At 44.9% G+C, this 17,135-nt stretch carries 10 protein-coding genes and 1 pseudogene; 5 read left to right on the top strand and 6 right to left on the bottom strand.

Annotated elements, in window-relative coordinates:
- Positions 1 to 51: 51 nt before the first annotated feature.
- Both C1I60_RS05990 and C1I60_RS05985 read left to right on the top strand, forming a co-directional pair.
- Complete coding sequence (locus tag C1I60_RS05990) at positions 52 to 813, top strand: AAC(3) family N-acetyltransferase (protein WP_137060908.1); 762 nt, start codon at positions 52 to 54, stop codon at positions 811 to 813.
- A gap of 273 nt (positions 814 to 1,086) precedes the next feature.
- Positions 1,087 to 2,805, top strand: a complete 1,719-nt coding sequence (locus C1I60_RS05985) for a histidine kinase N-terminal 7TM domain-containing diguanylate cyclase (protein WP_137060907.1) — start codon at positions 1,087 to 1,089, stop codon at positions 2,803 to 2,805.
- 172 nt (positions 2,806 to 2,977) lie between these two features.
- On the opposite strand, the gene C1I60_RS05980 is transcribed toward C1I60_RS05985, so the two are convergent.
- The 3 genes from C1I60_RS05980 to C1I60_RS05970 form a co-directional block, all read right to left on the bottom strand.
- The gene (locus C1I60_RS05980; RefSeq protein ID WP_137060906.1) at positions 2,978 to 3,919 is read right to left on the bottom strand and encodes an NAD(P)H-binding protein; all 942 of its coding nucleotides are present in this window, start codon (positions 3,917 to 3,919) and stop codon (positions 2,978 to 2,980) included.
- 91 nt (positions 3,920 to 4,010) lie between these two features.
- The gene (locus C1I60_RS05975) at positions 4,011 to 4,898 is read right to left on the bottom strand and encodes a LysR family transcriptional regulator (protein ID WP_137060905.1); all 888 of its coding nucleotides are present in this window, start codon (positions 4,896 to 4,898) and stop codon (positions 4,011 to 4,013) included.
- Positions 4,899 to 5,238: 340 nt separating this feature from the next.
- Positions 5,239 to 6,948 (bottom strand): right-handed parallel beta-helix repeat-containing protein, encoded by a 1,710-nt coding sequence (locus tag C1I60_RS05970; protein WP_137060904.1) that lies wholly within the window; start codon positions 6,946 to 6,948, stop codon positions 5,239 to 5,241.
- Positions 6,949 to 7,591: 643 nt separating this feature from the next.
- On the opposite strand from C1I60_RS05970, the gene C1I60_RS05965 reads away from it, so the two are divergent.
- Complete coding sequence (locus C1I60_RS05965; RefSeq protein WP_137060903.1) at positions 7,592 to 9,091, top strand: malate:quinone oxidoreductase; 1,500 nt, start codon at positions 7,592 to 7,594, stop codon at positions 9,089 to 9,091.
- Between the two features lie 342 nt (positions 9,092 to 9,433).
- Positions 9,434 to 13,348 carry a glycosyl hydrolase 53 family protein gene (locus tag C1I60_RS05960; protein ID WP_137060902.1) on the top strand — a complete coding sequence of 1,305 codons (3,915 nt, stop codon included), beginning with the start codon at positions 9,434 to 9,436 and terminating at the stop codon, positions 13,346 to 13,348.
- Between the two features lie 154 nt (positions 13,349 to 13,502).
- Here the strand turns inward: C1I60_RS05960 and C1I60_RS05955 are convergent, their stop codons facing one another.
- Positions 13,503 to 14,825, bottom strand: a complete 1,323-nt coding sequence (locus C1I60_RS05955) for a peptidase M56 (RefSeq protein WP_252361593.1) — start codon at positions 14,823 to 14,825, stop codon at positions 13,503 to 13,505.
- 211 nt (positions 14,826 to 15,036) lie between these two features.
- On the opposite strand from C1I60_RS05955, the pseudogene C1I60_RS05950 reads away from it, so the two are divergent.
- Positions 15,037 to 15,532 (top strand): annotated as a pseudogene (locus tag C1I60_RS05950) (amidohydrolase family protein); the annotation flags it as partial.
- A 7-nt stretch (positions 15,533 to 15,539) separates the two neighbouring features.
- Here the strand turns inward: C1I60_RS05950 and nudK are convergent.
- Both nudK and C1I60_RS25300 read right to left on the bottom strand, forming a co-directional pair.
- A complete protein-coding gene (gene nudK / locus C1I60_RS05945) occupies positions 15,540 to 16,502 on the bottom strand; it encodes a GDP-mannose pyrophosphatase NudK (RefSeq protein WP_137060901.1) in 963 nt (320 codons plus the stop codon).
- A 1-nt stretch (position 16,503) separates the two neighbouring features.
- On the bottom strand, positions 16,504 to 17,135 hold a 632-nt coding region (locus C1I60_RS25300), incomplete at its 5' end, for a class I SAM-dependent methyltransferase (RefSeq protein ID WP_289306503.1).

The following is a 17,135-nucleotide window of genomic DNA, read 5'->3' as shown; positions in this document are numbered from 1 at the left end:
TATTATAAATAATGGAAATTTTTGGTATAATATTCTGGGAGGGAGAAGAACATGCACACGATAGAGAGCTTAATGAAACAATTAGAGCAAATGGGCATTGACAGCAAAGGGACATTGTTGATCCATTCTTCGATGAAAAGTATGGGATCGGTCGAGGGTGGCGCGGACACAGTCTTGGATGCGCTTACAGAGTATATGAAGGATGGGCTGCTGGTGTTACCTACCCATACGTGGTCCTACATCCATTCGGATAATCCGAGATTTTACGTGGATCAGTCAGCTTGCTGCGTCGGTATCCTACCTGAACTTTTTCGCAAAAGGCCTGGCGTGATACGTTCGTTACACCCCACCCATTCGGTGGCAGCATTAGGTCGGGATTCCATAGCTTTCACCAACGACGATCATCGTTATGATACGCCATGCGCAAGAGGCTCCGCCTGGGGAAAGCTGCTCGATCGAAAGGCGACCATCTTGTTGGTTGGGGTCGATTTAAAACGCAACACATTTATCCATGGCGTTGAAGAATGGGTGGACATCCAGGGCAGGTTAACGGATGAGCATGAGATGCTTTATACGGTTCTACCTGATGGAACAGAAATCCCTGTACCTTCCCGCAGACATTGTGGGCTGTCGTGGTCGGAGCATTTTTGGAAAGTAGATGAGGTTCTTGAACGTAAAGGTGCGATGTATAAGGGACAGCTTGGCGATGCGGTTGTAAGGGTTTGTGATGCGGCTATGGTGGCGGAAGCCATCACGGAAATGCTCAAGGACAATCCGGATTTGTTCTCGGATAATCTTCCCTTGGATCATTAATATGGATTATGAAAGGGCCGTCCGGTAACGGAGGGCCCTAAAAACTTGCCGTTACAGACAATCCGGTGAACCGTCAGAGATTGGACTGCGATTATGTAAGCTGGCTCACTCTTTTTGCTGTATGATAAGATGTAGTTAATTTAACTAAACGCAATAGTAAAGAAATGTTTTTTGAAGGTTCATTTAAGAGTTAAGGAATATACGATTTGAGGATTTTGCAGAATCCCGTATTTCAATGAATCGTAGTTGTCGAATCAAAAAAGGAGAAGATTTGTGAGCCCATCAGTATGGTATGATCTCGTTTTATTCCTCCTATTGTTTGCTTTATATGTTTATGTTTTTGCTACCGTTAGGATTACAAACTTACATAAGGTTTACTTCTTATTTCATTTTTTAATGATGCTTTGGCCATTGTGTCAATTTGCTACAGATATGGCTCATGATCGGCGGTTGCAGTTGTTTTATGTGACCATGTCCTTTGTCTCACTCTCCATGTTGGGGAGCGGTTGGCTTCTTCTTACCGTTTTTCTTACCGGAAATGCTGATAAATTAGGAAAAAAAAGATTATTCCTGTTGTTTACGCCAGCGGTTATTGCAGCAGTTGGTGTGGTCATGAACCCGTTTAGTCTGTTTGTAGCTCCGCTGGAGGGCGGTTACATCGATAGAGCATATGGCCCATGGTTCTGGATTGTGATCGTTATTCTGGTCAGCTACTTTTTTGCTTCCCTCTCTGTTTTGTTTCGGACATTGCATTCCTCCCAAACATCACCAACGATTAAAAAACAAGTAAAAATAACGCTGTGGGGAATATTCGTGCTGTTCGCTTTTGCAGGTAGCGACGCCCTTCTTAATGTGGTCCTAAGCGAGTGGCTGCCGATCATTCCAGGATTGACTTCTCTGGGGATTTTTCTTTCAGATCTATTTTTCGTATATGTCATAAAAAAATACAATGTGTTTGATCTTGTTTACATCGCTCATGAGGATGTGATCAATACGATTCCATATGGAATACTTGTGCTAGATGAAAATGAATCCATTGTTGAAGTCAACAAAGCTTTACAATCCTTTATAGATCTACATGTGGGCGATCATTTTGATATGGAGGCGTTTCTGGGGTCTGTTCGTGTAGAGGGCAGTAGCAAGAGGTTTCTGGATCATTATAAGCAAAAAGAAAATACCTTGTCTCAAATGGAAATCATCGTTGAGCGCGACAGCGCGCGTCATTTTATACTACAAGCTTCTCCGATTGTTGATTCTTACCGTATGCAAATCGGTCATATCCTTACGTTTCAGGATGTCTCACAAGAGCGCTATCTTGTTAAAGAAATGAATCGGCAGAATGAGATCCTTCAGGAACGAAATCATTCACTTGATCGCATTCGTCATGAGTTATCCCAAGCCAATCGACAACTTGAAGAATTAGTCCTTACTGACAGTTTAACAAACTGCTACAATCGCCGTTATTTGACCCAACACCTGACTCATGAGGTGATTACCAATATTCATTATAAAACCCCGTTTTCACTCATACTCTTCGATATTGATTTCTTTAAAGCTATCAATGACCGCTATGGACATGTAAAAGGGGATGAAGTTCTTTATCGTACTGCTCAAGCAGTCAAACAATCCATTCGTAGTACCGATATTCTAACTCGATATGGCGGGGAGGAATTCATGATCTACCTTCCGCATACAGAACGCCAGTTAGCCGAACAATTAGCGGAACGAGTGAGATTATCGGTAGAGTCGAACCACATTGAAATGGAGCATGAGATCGAACAGGTTTCCATTACGATAAGTATAGGGATTTTATCCATTGAGGATTTTGATCATGAACATGTAATGGACAATCCAGAAGAGTATTTAATCCAACTTTTTGCTGCAGTAGATAAGGCACTTTACCAAGCCAAGCAAAATGGACGCAATCGGATCGAATTTGCAGAATTCCAGAGTAAAAAGGAAGGATACTCATATCATACAAGTAATTTTTGAAACTCATATTAACGTAAGTAACTATGAAAATTCGGCACACAAAAAACTCTGGGTTCCTTGGTGCAGGTACCCAGAGTTTCGTTTTGTTGATGATATGCTGGGAGCCGCGCGGCCCCACTCTTCGGTCATACATCGGCTTCCAATCTCTCCGCAAGCATTGTCATGACTTGGATTAATTATCTTTGGAGTGTCGTTCACCCACTTGGTACTCATCCGCATGTTCAAACATATATTTTACCGTTACGGGATCTTGGCCCGTCAGCTTCTTGAAGTCATCCGTAAATATATCCATTTTCCCTAAGCGAATCGCTTGTCCAAAGGTAACCATACCTTCAGAAGAGAAGGGGGCTTCGGAACCTTCTGCAAATTTGCCATCCGTTGTTCTGGGAACTCCCATTGCATCAAATACGCTGTAATTTTCTTCATCCGTGATCTGCTTGTAGGTTACATGATGACCCGTTACTTCATTTCCAATCTCGATAAAGTCGGACATTGTTATTAATTCAGGACCATTTATATTTAATATCGCCTCGTGATAATTGCTTGCTGCTAATGCATAAGCGACAGCTTTTGCACAATCTTTCCGTGAGATATAGGCCATCTTGCCGTCACCCTGGTTATTTTTCAACACGCCGTCAGACTTCACATAGGTGAAGTAATTGGTAACCATAGCCTCCGCATATTGCGAATTACGCAGGAAAATATAATCTAACCCGACACTTTTGATATAATCCTCGGTATACACATGGTCCAGTTTTTCAACACTTGGATTGGATCCATCAGCCGCGTTAACCAATGAAGTATAGATGATTTGTTTTACTCCTGCTTCTTTCGCCGCATCGACTACGTTTTTATGTGCATTTTGGCGCTTTATCCCCACAAAAGGCATGGAGATTAAAGCAAGCTTATCTGCATTAGCAAAAGCTTTTGCAAGACCATCTATTTTATTGAAATTGGTCACATGCGTTTCAATACCTTGTTCTGCATACTCTTGTAATGATGCCGGATCATATGCACAAAAAATTACTTGGTCTTTTTCCACTAATTTTAATAAATATGCAGCCGCTTGTCTGCCTAGATTGCCATCTACACCTGTTAATAATAATTTACCCATGCTCGTCGTCACTCCTTGCTGAAATGATCTACATTTATATATTATGTGAAAAAAAGAACAATGTATAACACAAAAAACTTATGGACTATTGCTAAAACGAATTTTGTATTTGATGCAGGAATGAGTATAATGCCGGATTTGAATTATTTTTTAAGTAGCCTATTTCGATTTTAAAAGTATGGTGTGAATCATGTATGGGAATGAATCGGACCTCTTCTTTCAGGTCAGCAAGATCATAGTTATCTGGAAAAAAGCCAATTAAATTCTCTGTAATGATATAAAACAGCTCGGTTTCGACATCATCTGCGGTTCGAAGGATGTTGGGCTGGTAACCATCTTCCATGGCATGTTGAATCATTAAATAATAGGAGTCTCCAATAACCATTGGATTCAGCATGACAAGCGGATACTTATATAATTCATCTTTTGAGATGGATTCACAACAGAAGAGGGGATGTTGTTTACTTACAGCCGCGTAGTATCGTCCGCTATATAATGTATGGGTTAGGATTTCCTTTTTCCCTGTAAACTCTGAGTCAAAGGCAACGGCCACGTCATATATTCCTTTTTGCAGATACTCGGCGATATCCTTTAGCAATACTTTGTTTAATTCAAGTTTAATCTTTGGATGATGTTCTTTAAATGATGGAATGAATTTTAACAAGCTTTGGATATCTGTGATTGCAGCATATTCGATGCTCAATAGTTGGGTATTATTTTTCTGAAAATTTTCCATGCTTGTTTTCATATGATTATATTGCTTCCAGAGCACGACGGCCTCTGCATAAAACAGCCATCCCGCTTTTGTGGGCTCAATCGGAATTTGTTTTCTGTCAATCAACTGAATGTTAAACTCATTCTCAAGCGTTGCAATTTGTTGGCTAATCGTAGTCTGCGATACAAAATTTTTCTTTGCTGTTTCTGTAAAATTTCTACATTCAACGAGATCTATAAAATATTTTATCCTTTTTAAATTCATGTTTACCTCCAATGGTATGAAATTGATAAATAAAGAATAAGCATAAGGATTTCCGCTACAGATTCTCGGGTCCTTATGCTTTCTTTGGATTCTATTTTTTGTAATAAGAAATTCGCCAAAATTATCACTATCATGAGGAATAATTTCATAGGGCAAATCGTAGATGGAACATATTATGGTATTGGTCGTTGAGTAAGAAAGATAAATTCTCATTAGTATATCACGCTTACAGGTTCTTAGACATACCAAGCAGACATGCAAAATGTGAACTCAAGTATTTGCTGACCCATAAGTAGGGTTATGACTCAAGGTGAAACTCAATCGGTTTTTAAGGTGAAAGCTAAATACTGACCTTATAAATATCTGCAACAAAGGATAGTCCCGCGGGATTCGGAAAGGACATGTACTGATCATAGTTTACTACTGTAAAGGAAACGATCACTTTATATAGGCCAGCCGGGATCAGTCCGGTGGTGATGGAATAACAGCGAATCGTCTGCCAATTAAAAGGGGGCACAAGAATAACAGGCGTGGGGTCCATGCTTCCGTCCAATAGCAGGAAACCCAACGGTGGTGTCGATATAAGGGTATTCGTTGTAGCATCAACCAAATCAATTTGTGCCTCCATCGCATTATCGGCAAATGCAGTTAAGTTAATCAAAATTTGTCCCTCTGCAGAAAGCGTAAATGAATTTGTGGCCGCCGCAAAACCAAGGACTTGGCCCGGAGCTGTCGTTGAACTCCAAATTGTAATTGCATCGGGAACGTCTCCGAATACGGGGTTATTGTCATTAACAAATTTCTTTAAACTTGGCCAAGTCGGGAATTGAGGGACCTCTACAGCAAGCGTGCCTATTCCCAAATTAGCAGCGGCAACAGCCATATCACGGTCTGAGGCTACATATACATTCGTAGTATTGCTGCAGAGTCTTTGCACAGGAGTAAGGGGTGGAACCGGAACTAATGGATCGTTAGTAAGAAATGGAAAAAATAAAGTTACCATATCTGGATCGATGATAGCCTGACCCGTTCCCGGACCCCCGCCGTTGACGTTAGGACCGCTCGGATCGCCCCACCAGTTATTCGTGGCATCCAATTTCAAATTCGGAGCTGTATCATTGTAGCTTCCTGTTGCCACGGTTAAGCCTGCAACTGTATTCCCCATTATACTGTTATGTTTGGCACGGATATTTGAATTGAGGACAAGGGTAAAATCCAGTTGGACGTTAATAGCGTTACCGGTATTGAAGTGCAAAATGTTGTTCAAGATCGTAATTCTGTCATTTCCTCCCGATAAAAAAATCGCGTCAGCCGAGTTGTTACTGAAATTATTATTTAGAATACTGATATTTTGGCAAGTAAGCAGAAAAATTCCGCCATCAGAAATAGTCTCATTGTTGGAAATAACAACATTCTCGAAGGGCGTAGTATTCCCGCCTATTAAGGTCATCGTTCCTTGATTATTTGTAAATGTATTGTTGTCGATTAGGGTGTTGGAAAATCCTTGGTCCGAATAAATCCCGTTTCCGCCCCCGGGTCCCGTTTGATTGTTGTTGTTAATCAAGTTTTGTTGAACAAGGCCTTCAATGGAACCGTTCGAATTCAAATAGAGACCGATGGTATTGTTCTGAATGATATTATTAAGGAACCAGAACCCGGACTGGGCTCCATTTGCGCTGATTCCTGGACCTAACGTATTGTTTTGTATAGTGAACCCATCGATTACGACACTACTGCTGTCAATGCTGGAAATAAGAAAAAAAATCCCCGAATCTATATTGCCTTGAACTACAGATTCTTCAGCAGGATTGCCAGAGCGGGTACGGGCATCAATTCCATATTGAGCACCGTGCAGTTGAAACGGCTTATCGATATCAACTGTTTCATTGTAAGTTCCAGCCGCTACCTGTACGGTTCCTTGGGGGGCTACCGCAGCTACGCCCTCTGTAATCGTACCGAATGCATTGGTTCCGATGATCATTCCTGGACCTACCACCGTTCCAATTGGAAGTCCGACCCAAATGCTATTAACGAAAACTTCCTCGGGCATCTTCCTGCTCTCCTCTCTTGATCACCTTCGCTACGTAGCTTTAATACCTGATTCCATAGTATTCACCCAATATGATGAAGTATCTGATGGCCATGCTAGTATTTTATGAAACGATAAATGAAAGAGTGCAAGATATTATCCCTTACCTCGGGCGAAAATACCCCATCATAAACCTATTTTTTTAAAAATAGGCTTAGTCTAGCTAACGACGACTATTAGAAGAGCTGATACAGTGCAAGGGCACTGAGAATGAATACAGCTAATAAAAATTGTTTTGTATCCGTAGTGTTGGGTTAAAATTAGAGCTAAAAGTTTTGCTTCGAGAACGACGATGTAACCTGCCGTTACAGGCAGCGTGGTAAACCGTGTTATAATTAAAATAAAAGGGATTTTATTAAGTCCTCGAATCTTTTATGCTTGTACAATAGAATCTCCGAGGCCCTGTGGACAACTTATCACTTTTTTTTCCATTAGAAAATGGTTTATAATTATCAGATAATAGTCGATATAATTTTTAATAGACTATATTTTAGTTATAATAGAGACAGAAAAGGTATGTTCCTGAGTGGAGCCTTGCTTCTTGTATCACCTAAGCAGGAGGGCCTACTCTTTTTTGCAAATATAAGAGATAAGGAAGGTTTTTATGAGTAGCATACAGAAAAAAACAGACGTTATCTTAATTGGTGCCGGAGTCATGAGTGCGACTCTGGGATCATTGCTTAAAGAGTTAGCACCGGAATGGGAAATCACAGTGTTTGAGAAACTCGCAAGCGCAGGAGAAGAAAGCTCTAACGAATGGAATAATGCCGGTACGGGCCATGCCGCACTGTGTGAGCTGAACTATACATCCGAAAAAACCGACGGATCTGTAGATATTAGTAAAGCTGTAAATATTAACGAGCAATTTCAGCTCTCAAGACAGTTTTGGTCTTTTCTTGTAAACAGCAATTTGATTCGTAATCCGCAGGACTTTATCAAGCCAATACCTCATATGAGCTTGGTACTAGGGGAACAAGACGTATCTTTTTTGAATAAGCGATTTAAAGCGCTATCAAACGTCCCTCTGTTCCAAGGAATGGAATTTTCTGATGACCCTGAAAAGCTGAAGGAATGGATTCCGCTGATCATGGAAGGCCGTGCATCGAATGAACCGATCGCGGCAACCAAAATCGACTCCGGAACAGATGTCAACTTTGGTGCTTTAACACGCATGTTGTTTGACCATTTACAAAGTAAAAACGTCGAGATCAAATACAAGCATAGTATTAAGAATATTAAACGTACGAGCGACGGCTCGTGGGAAGTCAAAGTGCATAATCTTGAAAGCGGTAAAATCGAATACCATACTGCCAAATTTATCTTTATCGGTGGTGGTGGCGGAAGTCTACCTTTACTACAAAGAACCGGTATTCCTGAGTCCAAACATATCGGAGGATTTCCGGTAAGTGGACTGTTTATGGTATGTAACAATCCTAAAGTTGTCGAGCAGCATCATGCAAAAGTATACGGTAAAGCTAAGCTTGGTGCTCCTCCCATGTCTGTTCCACATCTGGATACAAGATACATCGGCAACAAAAAAGCACTATTGTTTGGACCGTTTGCCGGCTTCTCACCAAAGTTTTTGAAAACGGGTTCAAATTTGGATTTGATCTGTTCTGTCAAACCCAATAACCTCTTCACGATGTTAGCGGCAGGCGCAAAAGAGATGGCATTGACCAAATACCTGATCCAGCAAGTGATGTTATCGAATGAAAAGCGTCTGGAAGAATTACGTGAGTTTATTCCGAACGCCAACATCGAGGACTGGGAGATCGTGATAGCGGGCCAACGTGTGCAGGTGATCAAAGATACGGAGGCTGGTAAAGGAACCCTTCAATTTGGTACGGAAGTGGTTAGTGCCGCTGATGGCTCGGTAGCTGCATTGCTTGGTGCTTCTCCGGGTGCTTCAACTGCTGTTCACGTTATGCTGGAAGTATTGGAAAAATGCTTCCCACAACATTTGAAAGAATGGGAACCGAAGATAAAAGAAATGATTCCTTCTTATGGTGTGTCACTAGCAGAAAACCCGGAGCTTTTCCAAGAAATTCATGATTCCACAACGCAGACGCTTGGTCTGGGGGAAAAAGAACCACTCCATCGTTAATTTTGGATTTTACCCTAGCGTATCTAAAATCAGGATTTTGCAAAATTCGATTCCAATCGCTCCGAAGTGCAATATATAAACAAACCAGACCGTTTTGATCTCTATATTGCTAATTTGCAATTGCTCTTGGGATCTATACAAAATGCTCAAAATTAAAAATATTATTTTAGCGGTGGGAATATTTCCCACCGCTAAAATACTTGCTTAAGAATACAAAATGTTGCAATCGTCCCATGTTTCCGATCATGGGTGTCTGATATAGTGATCACAGTAATTATGTAAGCGCTTTATGAAGATGGAGCCGATTATGGGTATTCGGGTTTGAAGAAAGGGGACAGAGAGATGAAAAGAAAGAGACAGGCATGGTGGTTGCTGGTGGTGGCGCTCGTGTTCGGTTCTTTGCCGATGCGGCTGGCACCAGCGGTGGCGGCAGAATCGGCCAGTGCCTATGGAGTCGTAAACGGGGGGTTCGAGACGGACTTCTGGAGTGATCAATCGTGGAAGGTGGAGGCATCGGATTGGAATCAGGTGGATATTCAGCATTATGCCTATGCCAGTGATCCTTTTATTACTCCGTCCGAAGATACGTATGCATTCAAGTATTGGGTCAACGACGCTGCGCCGGTGAATCAGCAGGTCACGGTCAGCCAGAAGCTTCCGACGCTGCAGCCAGGCAGCTATGAGCTGTCGGTGCAATCGATGGGCGGCGCCGATGCCGCAGCGGGACATGTACAGGTATTCGCAGGTGCGGATCAGAGCGGTGAGGTGGCAACGTCAGGCTATAACCAATGGGGAAGCGTGACCTTGAAATTCGTGCTGACCGAGCAGACCTCTGATCTGGTCATTGGAGCGAGGATCAGCGGCGCTGCGTCTGCGTGGGGCTATCTGGACCGCTTTACCTTAAAGCAGGTCAGTACGGATACGACCCAGCCGGTGGCAGCGGATATTTTCGTGAAGAAGGTCGAAGGATTGAAGTCTGATTTTATCAAAGGTGTCGATATATCCAGCATTCTCTCCCTGGAGCAGAGTGGAGTACGCTTCTATAACGAGCAGGGCACAGAGCAGGATATATTCCAGACGCTGAAGAAATCCGGTGTAAACTATATCCGGGTGCGTGTCTGGAATCATCCATATGATGTGAAAGCTAACGGCTATGGTGGCGGGAATAACGATCTGGCCAAAGCGATCGAAATCGGCAAGCGGGCGACCAACAACGGGCTGAAGCTGCTGGTGGATTTCCACTATTCCGATTTCTGGGCCGATCCGGGCAAGCAGCATGTGCCTAAGGTCTGGCAAAACCTTGGTTTTGCTGACAAGGAGCAGGCTGTATACGACTACACCAGGGACAGTCTACAGCAACTGCTCGATCAGGGCATAGATGTGGGGATGGTGCAGGTCGGCAATGAGACGAACCAGTCGTTTATCGGAGAGAAAGATTGGACGAAGATTAGTGCTTTATTTAATAAGGGAAGCCAGGCGGTGCGTGCCGTCGATCCGAATATTCTCGTCGCACTGCATTTTACCAACCCGGAGACGCCGGGCCGCTATGCTTCCTATGCGAAGGCGCTGTCGGACAACCACGTGGACTATGATGTCTTTGCCAGCTCGTATTATCCGTTCTGGCACGGTTCACTGAGTAATCTCACAGCAGTATTGAAGCAGGTAGCAGATACGTATGGTAAAAAAGTAATGGTGGCGGAAACGTCCTATGCGTATACATCTGAAGACGGGGATGGACACGAGAATACCGCCCCGAGAAGCTCGGGACAGACGCTGGACTATCCGATCAGTGCTCAGGGGCAGGCCACGTCGGTCCGTAATGTCATTGAAGCGGTGTCCAATGTAGGCGATGCAGGCATTGGTGTATTTTATTGGGAACCAGCCTGGTTGCCGGTAGGACCAAAAGCAGATGTTGAGCAGAACAAGCAGTTGTGGGAACAATATGGTTCCGGTTGGGCGGCCAGCTATGCTGCGGAATATGACCCCGACGATGCGGGTAAGTGGTATGGCGGTAGCGCGGTAGACAATCAGGCGCTGTTTGATTTTAGGGGCCATCCACTTCCTTCGCTGAATGTGTTTAACTATGTCAACACTGGAGCGGTTGCTGCGCTCAAGGTCGATGCAGTCCAAGCGGTCACGTTAACGGCCAACGCGGGTGAGAACATTTCGCTGCCGGATTCGGTCACCGTGATGTATAACGACGGCAGCACCGGAACACTTGCTGTGGAGTGGGATCAGGCGGCCATAGAGCAAGCGGTGAGACAGGGAGCGGGCAGTTACGTGATTAAAGGGACAGCCAAAGGCGGTTATCCGGCGCAGGCGGCGCTGGAGATTCGCAGACCGAATCTGCTGGTGAACGGCGGCTTTGAACAGAGCGACCGAAGCATGTGGGAGATTACTTACGGTGACGGAAACGCGCCCCACACCGACTACCAGAACAAAGCCTCCGATGCGAAGTCGGGTCAGCATTCGCTGCATTTCTATTCGGCGGATGCGGTCTATTTCCGGGTAGAACAGGCGGTCTACGGTTTGAAGCCAGGCTACTATGACCTCTCGATGTCGATCCAGGGCGGCGATGCGAAGAACGCGCAGATGAAATTGTTTGCCGCCACCAGCGGCAAGGAAGATAAGGTAGCTACCGGTGTAAATGGCTGGGTTCAGTGGAGTCAGCCGGTCATTCGCGATATACGGGTAACCGATGGCAAGCTGACGGTGGGTGCTTCCATCCAGGCAGACGGAGGGGCGTGGGGATCGCTGGATGATTTCTATCTGACGTTCGTCCGGGATGCAGAGGCGACGAACCCGGGTGAGGGTACAACGCCAACACCAACACCTGAGCCAGTACCAGCGCCAACTCCAGCACCGGGCAAAGATTCCTCCAGAAATTCGTCTACTGGTGGCGGTAGCATATCTGCCGCACAGAGCGAGAATGTGACAGTCAGTGTGGACGGTGGCAAGAACAGCAGTACTTTGCTCTCCAATGTCGTCATTCAGCGGATAACGCTGTCCGACGGGGCGAAAAAAGACCGGGTCACCTATGGAGCTGCTCAGGCACGGGAGGCATTGAGCAGCGTGAAGGCCGAAGGACGCTCTAGCGTCCGGCTGGTGATGCCTGATCCAAAGGATGAAGTCACCGAGCTTGAATTCGTCCTGCCAAAGGATACGGCGAAGATACTGGCAGATGGGGGGATCGGTCTGGAAGTATGCACTAACCATGCGCGTCTGATCCTGACTCCATCAACGCTCGGTTCGATGGACGGGAACCGTCAGTTTACGCTCAGTCCGCTAAAGAGTGAAGCGGCAATCCAGGTGGTAGCAGAACGGGCAAAACAGAATAGCCTCGTGCAAGCAGCCGCCGGACAGGGTGAAATTCGCGTTATCGGCCGACCGGTGATAATCGAGACGAATCTGCAGGGGCAGTCGGTAGAATTGGTGCTGCCACTACCGCAGCAGTCGCTGCCGAACTCTGCCGAAGAACGCCAGGCTTTCCTGAGCAATCTGGCTGTGTATGTGGAGCATAGCGACGGCACCAGGGAGCTCGTGCAGCCGACGCTGCTGTGGGACGGTAACCAGCCGGCAGGGCTTAGCTTTAGTGTAAATAAGTTCAGCACCTTTACAGTGCTGCATCTGGACAAGCAGATCGCGAGCACAGGCGGAGAGCAGGAGAGTGAGCGTTCGCAGCCGTATATGCAAGGCTACTCGAATGGGACATTCCAACCGGCGCGTATGATGACACGGGCTGAGCTGGCAGAGATTCTGTTCCGTCTGGCTGTTGATCGGTCGAAGCAGCCGTTGGTGGAATCGTCAGCACCGCAGAAGCGCGCCAGCTATACGGATGTTGCAGGGCAGAACTGGGCTGCTGAAGCGATTGATTCCGTGACAACGGCAGGATGGATGCAGGGCTACAGCGGCAGCACTTTCGCACCGGAGCGTCCGATCACTAGAGCGGAGCTGGCGACAGTGCTGGCACGCTGGAAGAATCTGAACGGAGCAGCTTCGGCTACCTTCCCGGATACGTCCAGACACTGGGCGGAAGGTGATATTGCACGGGTGCAGCAAGCTGGCTATATGCGTGGCATGCCGGACGGCAGCTTCCAGCCCGACCAGACTCTGAGCCGGGCAGAGGCGGTTACTATGTTCAATCGGGTATGGAAGAGAGAGCCGATATCCTTCGCTGACTCGTCCAGATGGTCAGATGTCCCGGTCGGACATTGGGCTTTCGGGGACATTGCCGCAGCAACAACCCGGATCGACTAGGATACCGTTACGCTAATTTTATCTGTATTTCCTGCCTGCATGTACGGATCATATTTGGTGGGTGGTTCCCCAAAAGACCTGGCCTGTCGCAACAAGAGAATCCGTACATTCAGAATAAGTATTAAATCCGCCGATCTTCTTGGAAAATCTTAATTTATTGGAGGGGCGCAAGTACCAATGTCTTTACCATTTCTTCCTGATTTTTGTCCAAGCCCAAAAAGATGGCGGTATAGTAAATATCGTTCTGCTTCCATAAGTAGTAGGTTTGACTTCTGGTGTCCTTCTTGTTTGTTGTACCGCGTCCATATTCATTGTAGACGTTATTGTTGTCCTCACCAACGGAAATGTTAATACCATTAATGTCTAATGTGCGAATTGCGGATAGTTTTGCAGCATTAACAATGGGAACTTTGCTCTGATAGAAGGTGAGCTCATCATTTAGTTTATATATTTTAGAATTGTATTCTGCATGGTATATGTTTTTAATTGAATCCGCGTCTGGTCTAAAATTGTAACCCGTGTTTTGATCTCCTGCCTGAAGCAGTACCGAGTCAGTAAGCTTAAGTTGGTTATTCCACAGTTCAATTGGCAACTTCACCTTAAAACCCAGAATTTTTTTTGCTTCCAGCAAATCCTTCTGATCATATAGAGGAAACGAATTTCCTTTTCCATCGTAGCTGACATTTTGGATTTGTTGGGGGAATGTAAAGGAAAGCAAAAATTTCTCCAGCTCGCCTTGCGAGATTTTCGTCCAAAACTCAGGGCGCCCTTCTCTGGAATGATTTTCGCTATAGTAATTCGTTGCATACCAGATTCCCTCATCCTGCCAAACGAAGCTTTTTTCCCTTTCCGGTTGATGATGTTCATAATTTTGAATTTGGGTTACTAATGTGCCTTTGATGCCAGCATACGAAACCTCATCTTGTTTGTAGGAACGGACTTGTGCATTCCCCCAAGATGCCGGAGCAATACTCCGGACATCCCCCGCCCCTGATCGACTGTATGTTTGGAGTAAATTTCCCTTGGAGGCAAGCAACTCGAATTTTTTTTCATCCTGTTTTCCGAAGTTTGATACAAAAGTAATGGTAACTTGATTATCGATACGATTGATATATTTCTCAAGAACTTCGACATTTTGAAGTTGATAACCAGGAGGTAGATAATCGGGTACTTTAAACTGAAAACCGGAAAAGTCTTTTGCCCTTGCCAGATTAGGAAACCATTTTGCCCAATCATTAAGACGTTCTACCTTTAATGAAGAAGAATTTTCTTTCTTGGAACCTACGTTTGGATCTACAGTTGATTCGGTATTCTTACCGCTCTTTAATGCATTAGTAAGTATTATGCCACTTAAGGCCAAAACCAGAATTATAGCGACGGCAGATAGTTTATACGAACCTTTTCTGAACTTTGCGATCATCGTGATTCTCCGTTTCATTTCATTATTATTTTGAAAAAATTCGGAATCTTTTTCCATATACTTGTTTACATTCGTAAATAATGCATTAAATTTACTCTTGTACATAAAGCGTGTCAAGCGTAAAAGTTTAGCCGTTGGGGATCCCGAACTTTGTAAGGATGGCGGGTAGGTTTATAATATGTATATATAACGAAACTAAGCTTCATCTAATGGAATAGAAAGAAATGTGCTCGCTACTACAGCTTATGGATAGTAGAAAGGAGAGTTTATGCGTACAGTATTTGATGCTCATTTGCATATCATTGACCTGCGCTTTCCTCTCGTGAAAAATCAAGGATTTTTGCCTAATGCTTTTACCTGCCAAGACTATCTGAATCATGTGCATGATTTAGATAGTCTTGGCGGTGCAGTAGTATCTGGTTCATTGCAAAAACTAGGTGCACATTTTGTTGGCGTAACTCAATTACGTCATGATACATCTGGATGAAGAAATGATACGACTTCATGGCTGTGGTGTGAGAGCTATACGTTTTAACGTCAAGCGAGGCGGCTCAGAAGATATATCTCGTTTAGATTACTTTGCAAGAAGAGTCTATGATTTAGTAGGCTGGCACACAGAATTATATATTGATTCTACTTCTTTATCAGAAATTGCATCAACAGCGGCCACTCTTCCTGCTGTTTCGATAGACCATTTGGGTATATCAAAAGAAGGATTTAATACTCTTCTATCTTTAGTCAATAAAGGGGTTAGAGTCAAAGCAATATAAATCACACCAACGGAAGTTCGTCCAGCCGTTCGTAAATCAACAATCCTTTCTCTTTCGCAACCCTTACCATTTCATCGGCACCCTGAGATGATCCTCCGACTCGAAGCACGGCGTTGCAGTAATCAAGCAGGCGAATGGAAGACGGATGAAAAATTCGGTTGAACATCTCGTCTCCCAGATTAGTGGAACCGGCTGTCGCGATAAGGGGTAAAGCATACCACTCCCCCAGTACTGGCATGTGCCCAGCTTCGTAAACTTGAAGAGCGATTTCATTCATGAATTTTACATTTTTTTCAATTAATTCAGGATCATCATTCGTTCCAGAACGATATGGGCCAGCGATGAGGATATGCAGCGGTTTCGATTTCACTTTCAAGAGACCTTGGATCTGAGCGTACTGGAGCAGCATTATCGTCTTGGCGTCACGAATCTCGCCGCTTTGGACCATGTCGAGCGCCTGAGCAAACGGAAGTTCCACCACTTCAATGTTTTCCTGTTCCTCCTCCAGGCCTCCACCCCGACCTGTTGTCATATCTTCACTATACTCGGCTACAAAGAAGTGCAGGATTTCGGTAACCGATCCCGGTGACATATAGGCCTCGCCAACTTTCTGCACACGGTCGATACGGTACCCCGTCTCCTCCTCCGTCTCCCGCAGAATACTTTCTTCTGGTGTTTCTTTATCGAGCAGTCCCGCACAGGTTTCGATAAGCATCCCAGTCTCATTGCCGTTCCGATAAGTAGGCATTCGGAACTGTCTGGTCAGTATAACGGTTTGTTTGTGCCGATGATAGAGCAGGATCGTCGCGCCGTTGCCGCGGTCGTACACTTCACGGGATTGTGTCTCCCATTGTCCATTTTCTTTTTCATATTCAAATGTGACCTTTTTTAAGATGTACCAGCTATCCGATAGAAGCTCCTCTTTTACGATCCGTACTCTTGGGTGGTGCTGTTGTGCCTTCATCTCATTTCCTCCCTAAAAAGATCCCGTTCTCTTTCGTCATTTCGAGGGCTCCGTTCTGCTCCAGAAGCCTTTTGACGTGGTCTCGAAACTTGTCAATGGCCGCTCCGACAAGTCGCTCTCTTGCGTTCATCGGAGTCGAAATCATATATTCGATCAGGGGTTCCGCCTCGTCGACCAACAGACGGTCGTCGTAACGAAGCAACCGAAGATCGGAGAAGCAAGAAGACAGCAAGTCCCCTCCGTTACCCAGGTGGAACCGTTTAATAGCTTGATCTAACACATGAAGGTCGGGGTCGAACGAAACTGCCAAGTGCTCGACCTCTTGTAGGTGTTGAGTGCTCATCGTAGAGGTACATACTATACCTCCTCGCTTGAGGACACGATGCATCTCGCGTATCGCTCTAGGGATATCCTGCACGTGGTACAGCATGTTGTTAGCGATAACCATATCGAAATGCTCATCATGAAATGGGATCTGCTGCGCGTCAACAGACAAAAGCTTAAACTGCGAATTGTTGCTTCCTAAGCGACAGCGTGCTTCTTCCACCATTCCGCTTGACATATCGGTAAGCGTGATGCGCCAGCCCCTTGGAATTCGTTCAGCGTTTCTTAGCCAAAAGGTTCCGTCGCCGC

Origin of the sequence: Paenibacillus terrae (genome assembly GCF_005217525.1) — a bacterium.
Lineage (GTDB): Bacteria > Bacillota > Bacilli > Paenibacillales > Paenibacillaceae > Paenibacillus > Paenibacillus terrae_C.
The sequence above is the reverse complement of the archived record's forward strand: the minus strand, read 5'-3'. Positions and strand labels throughout refer to the sequence as shown.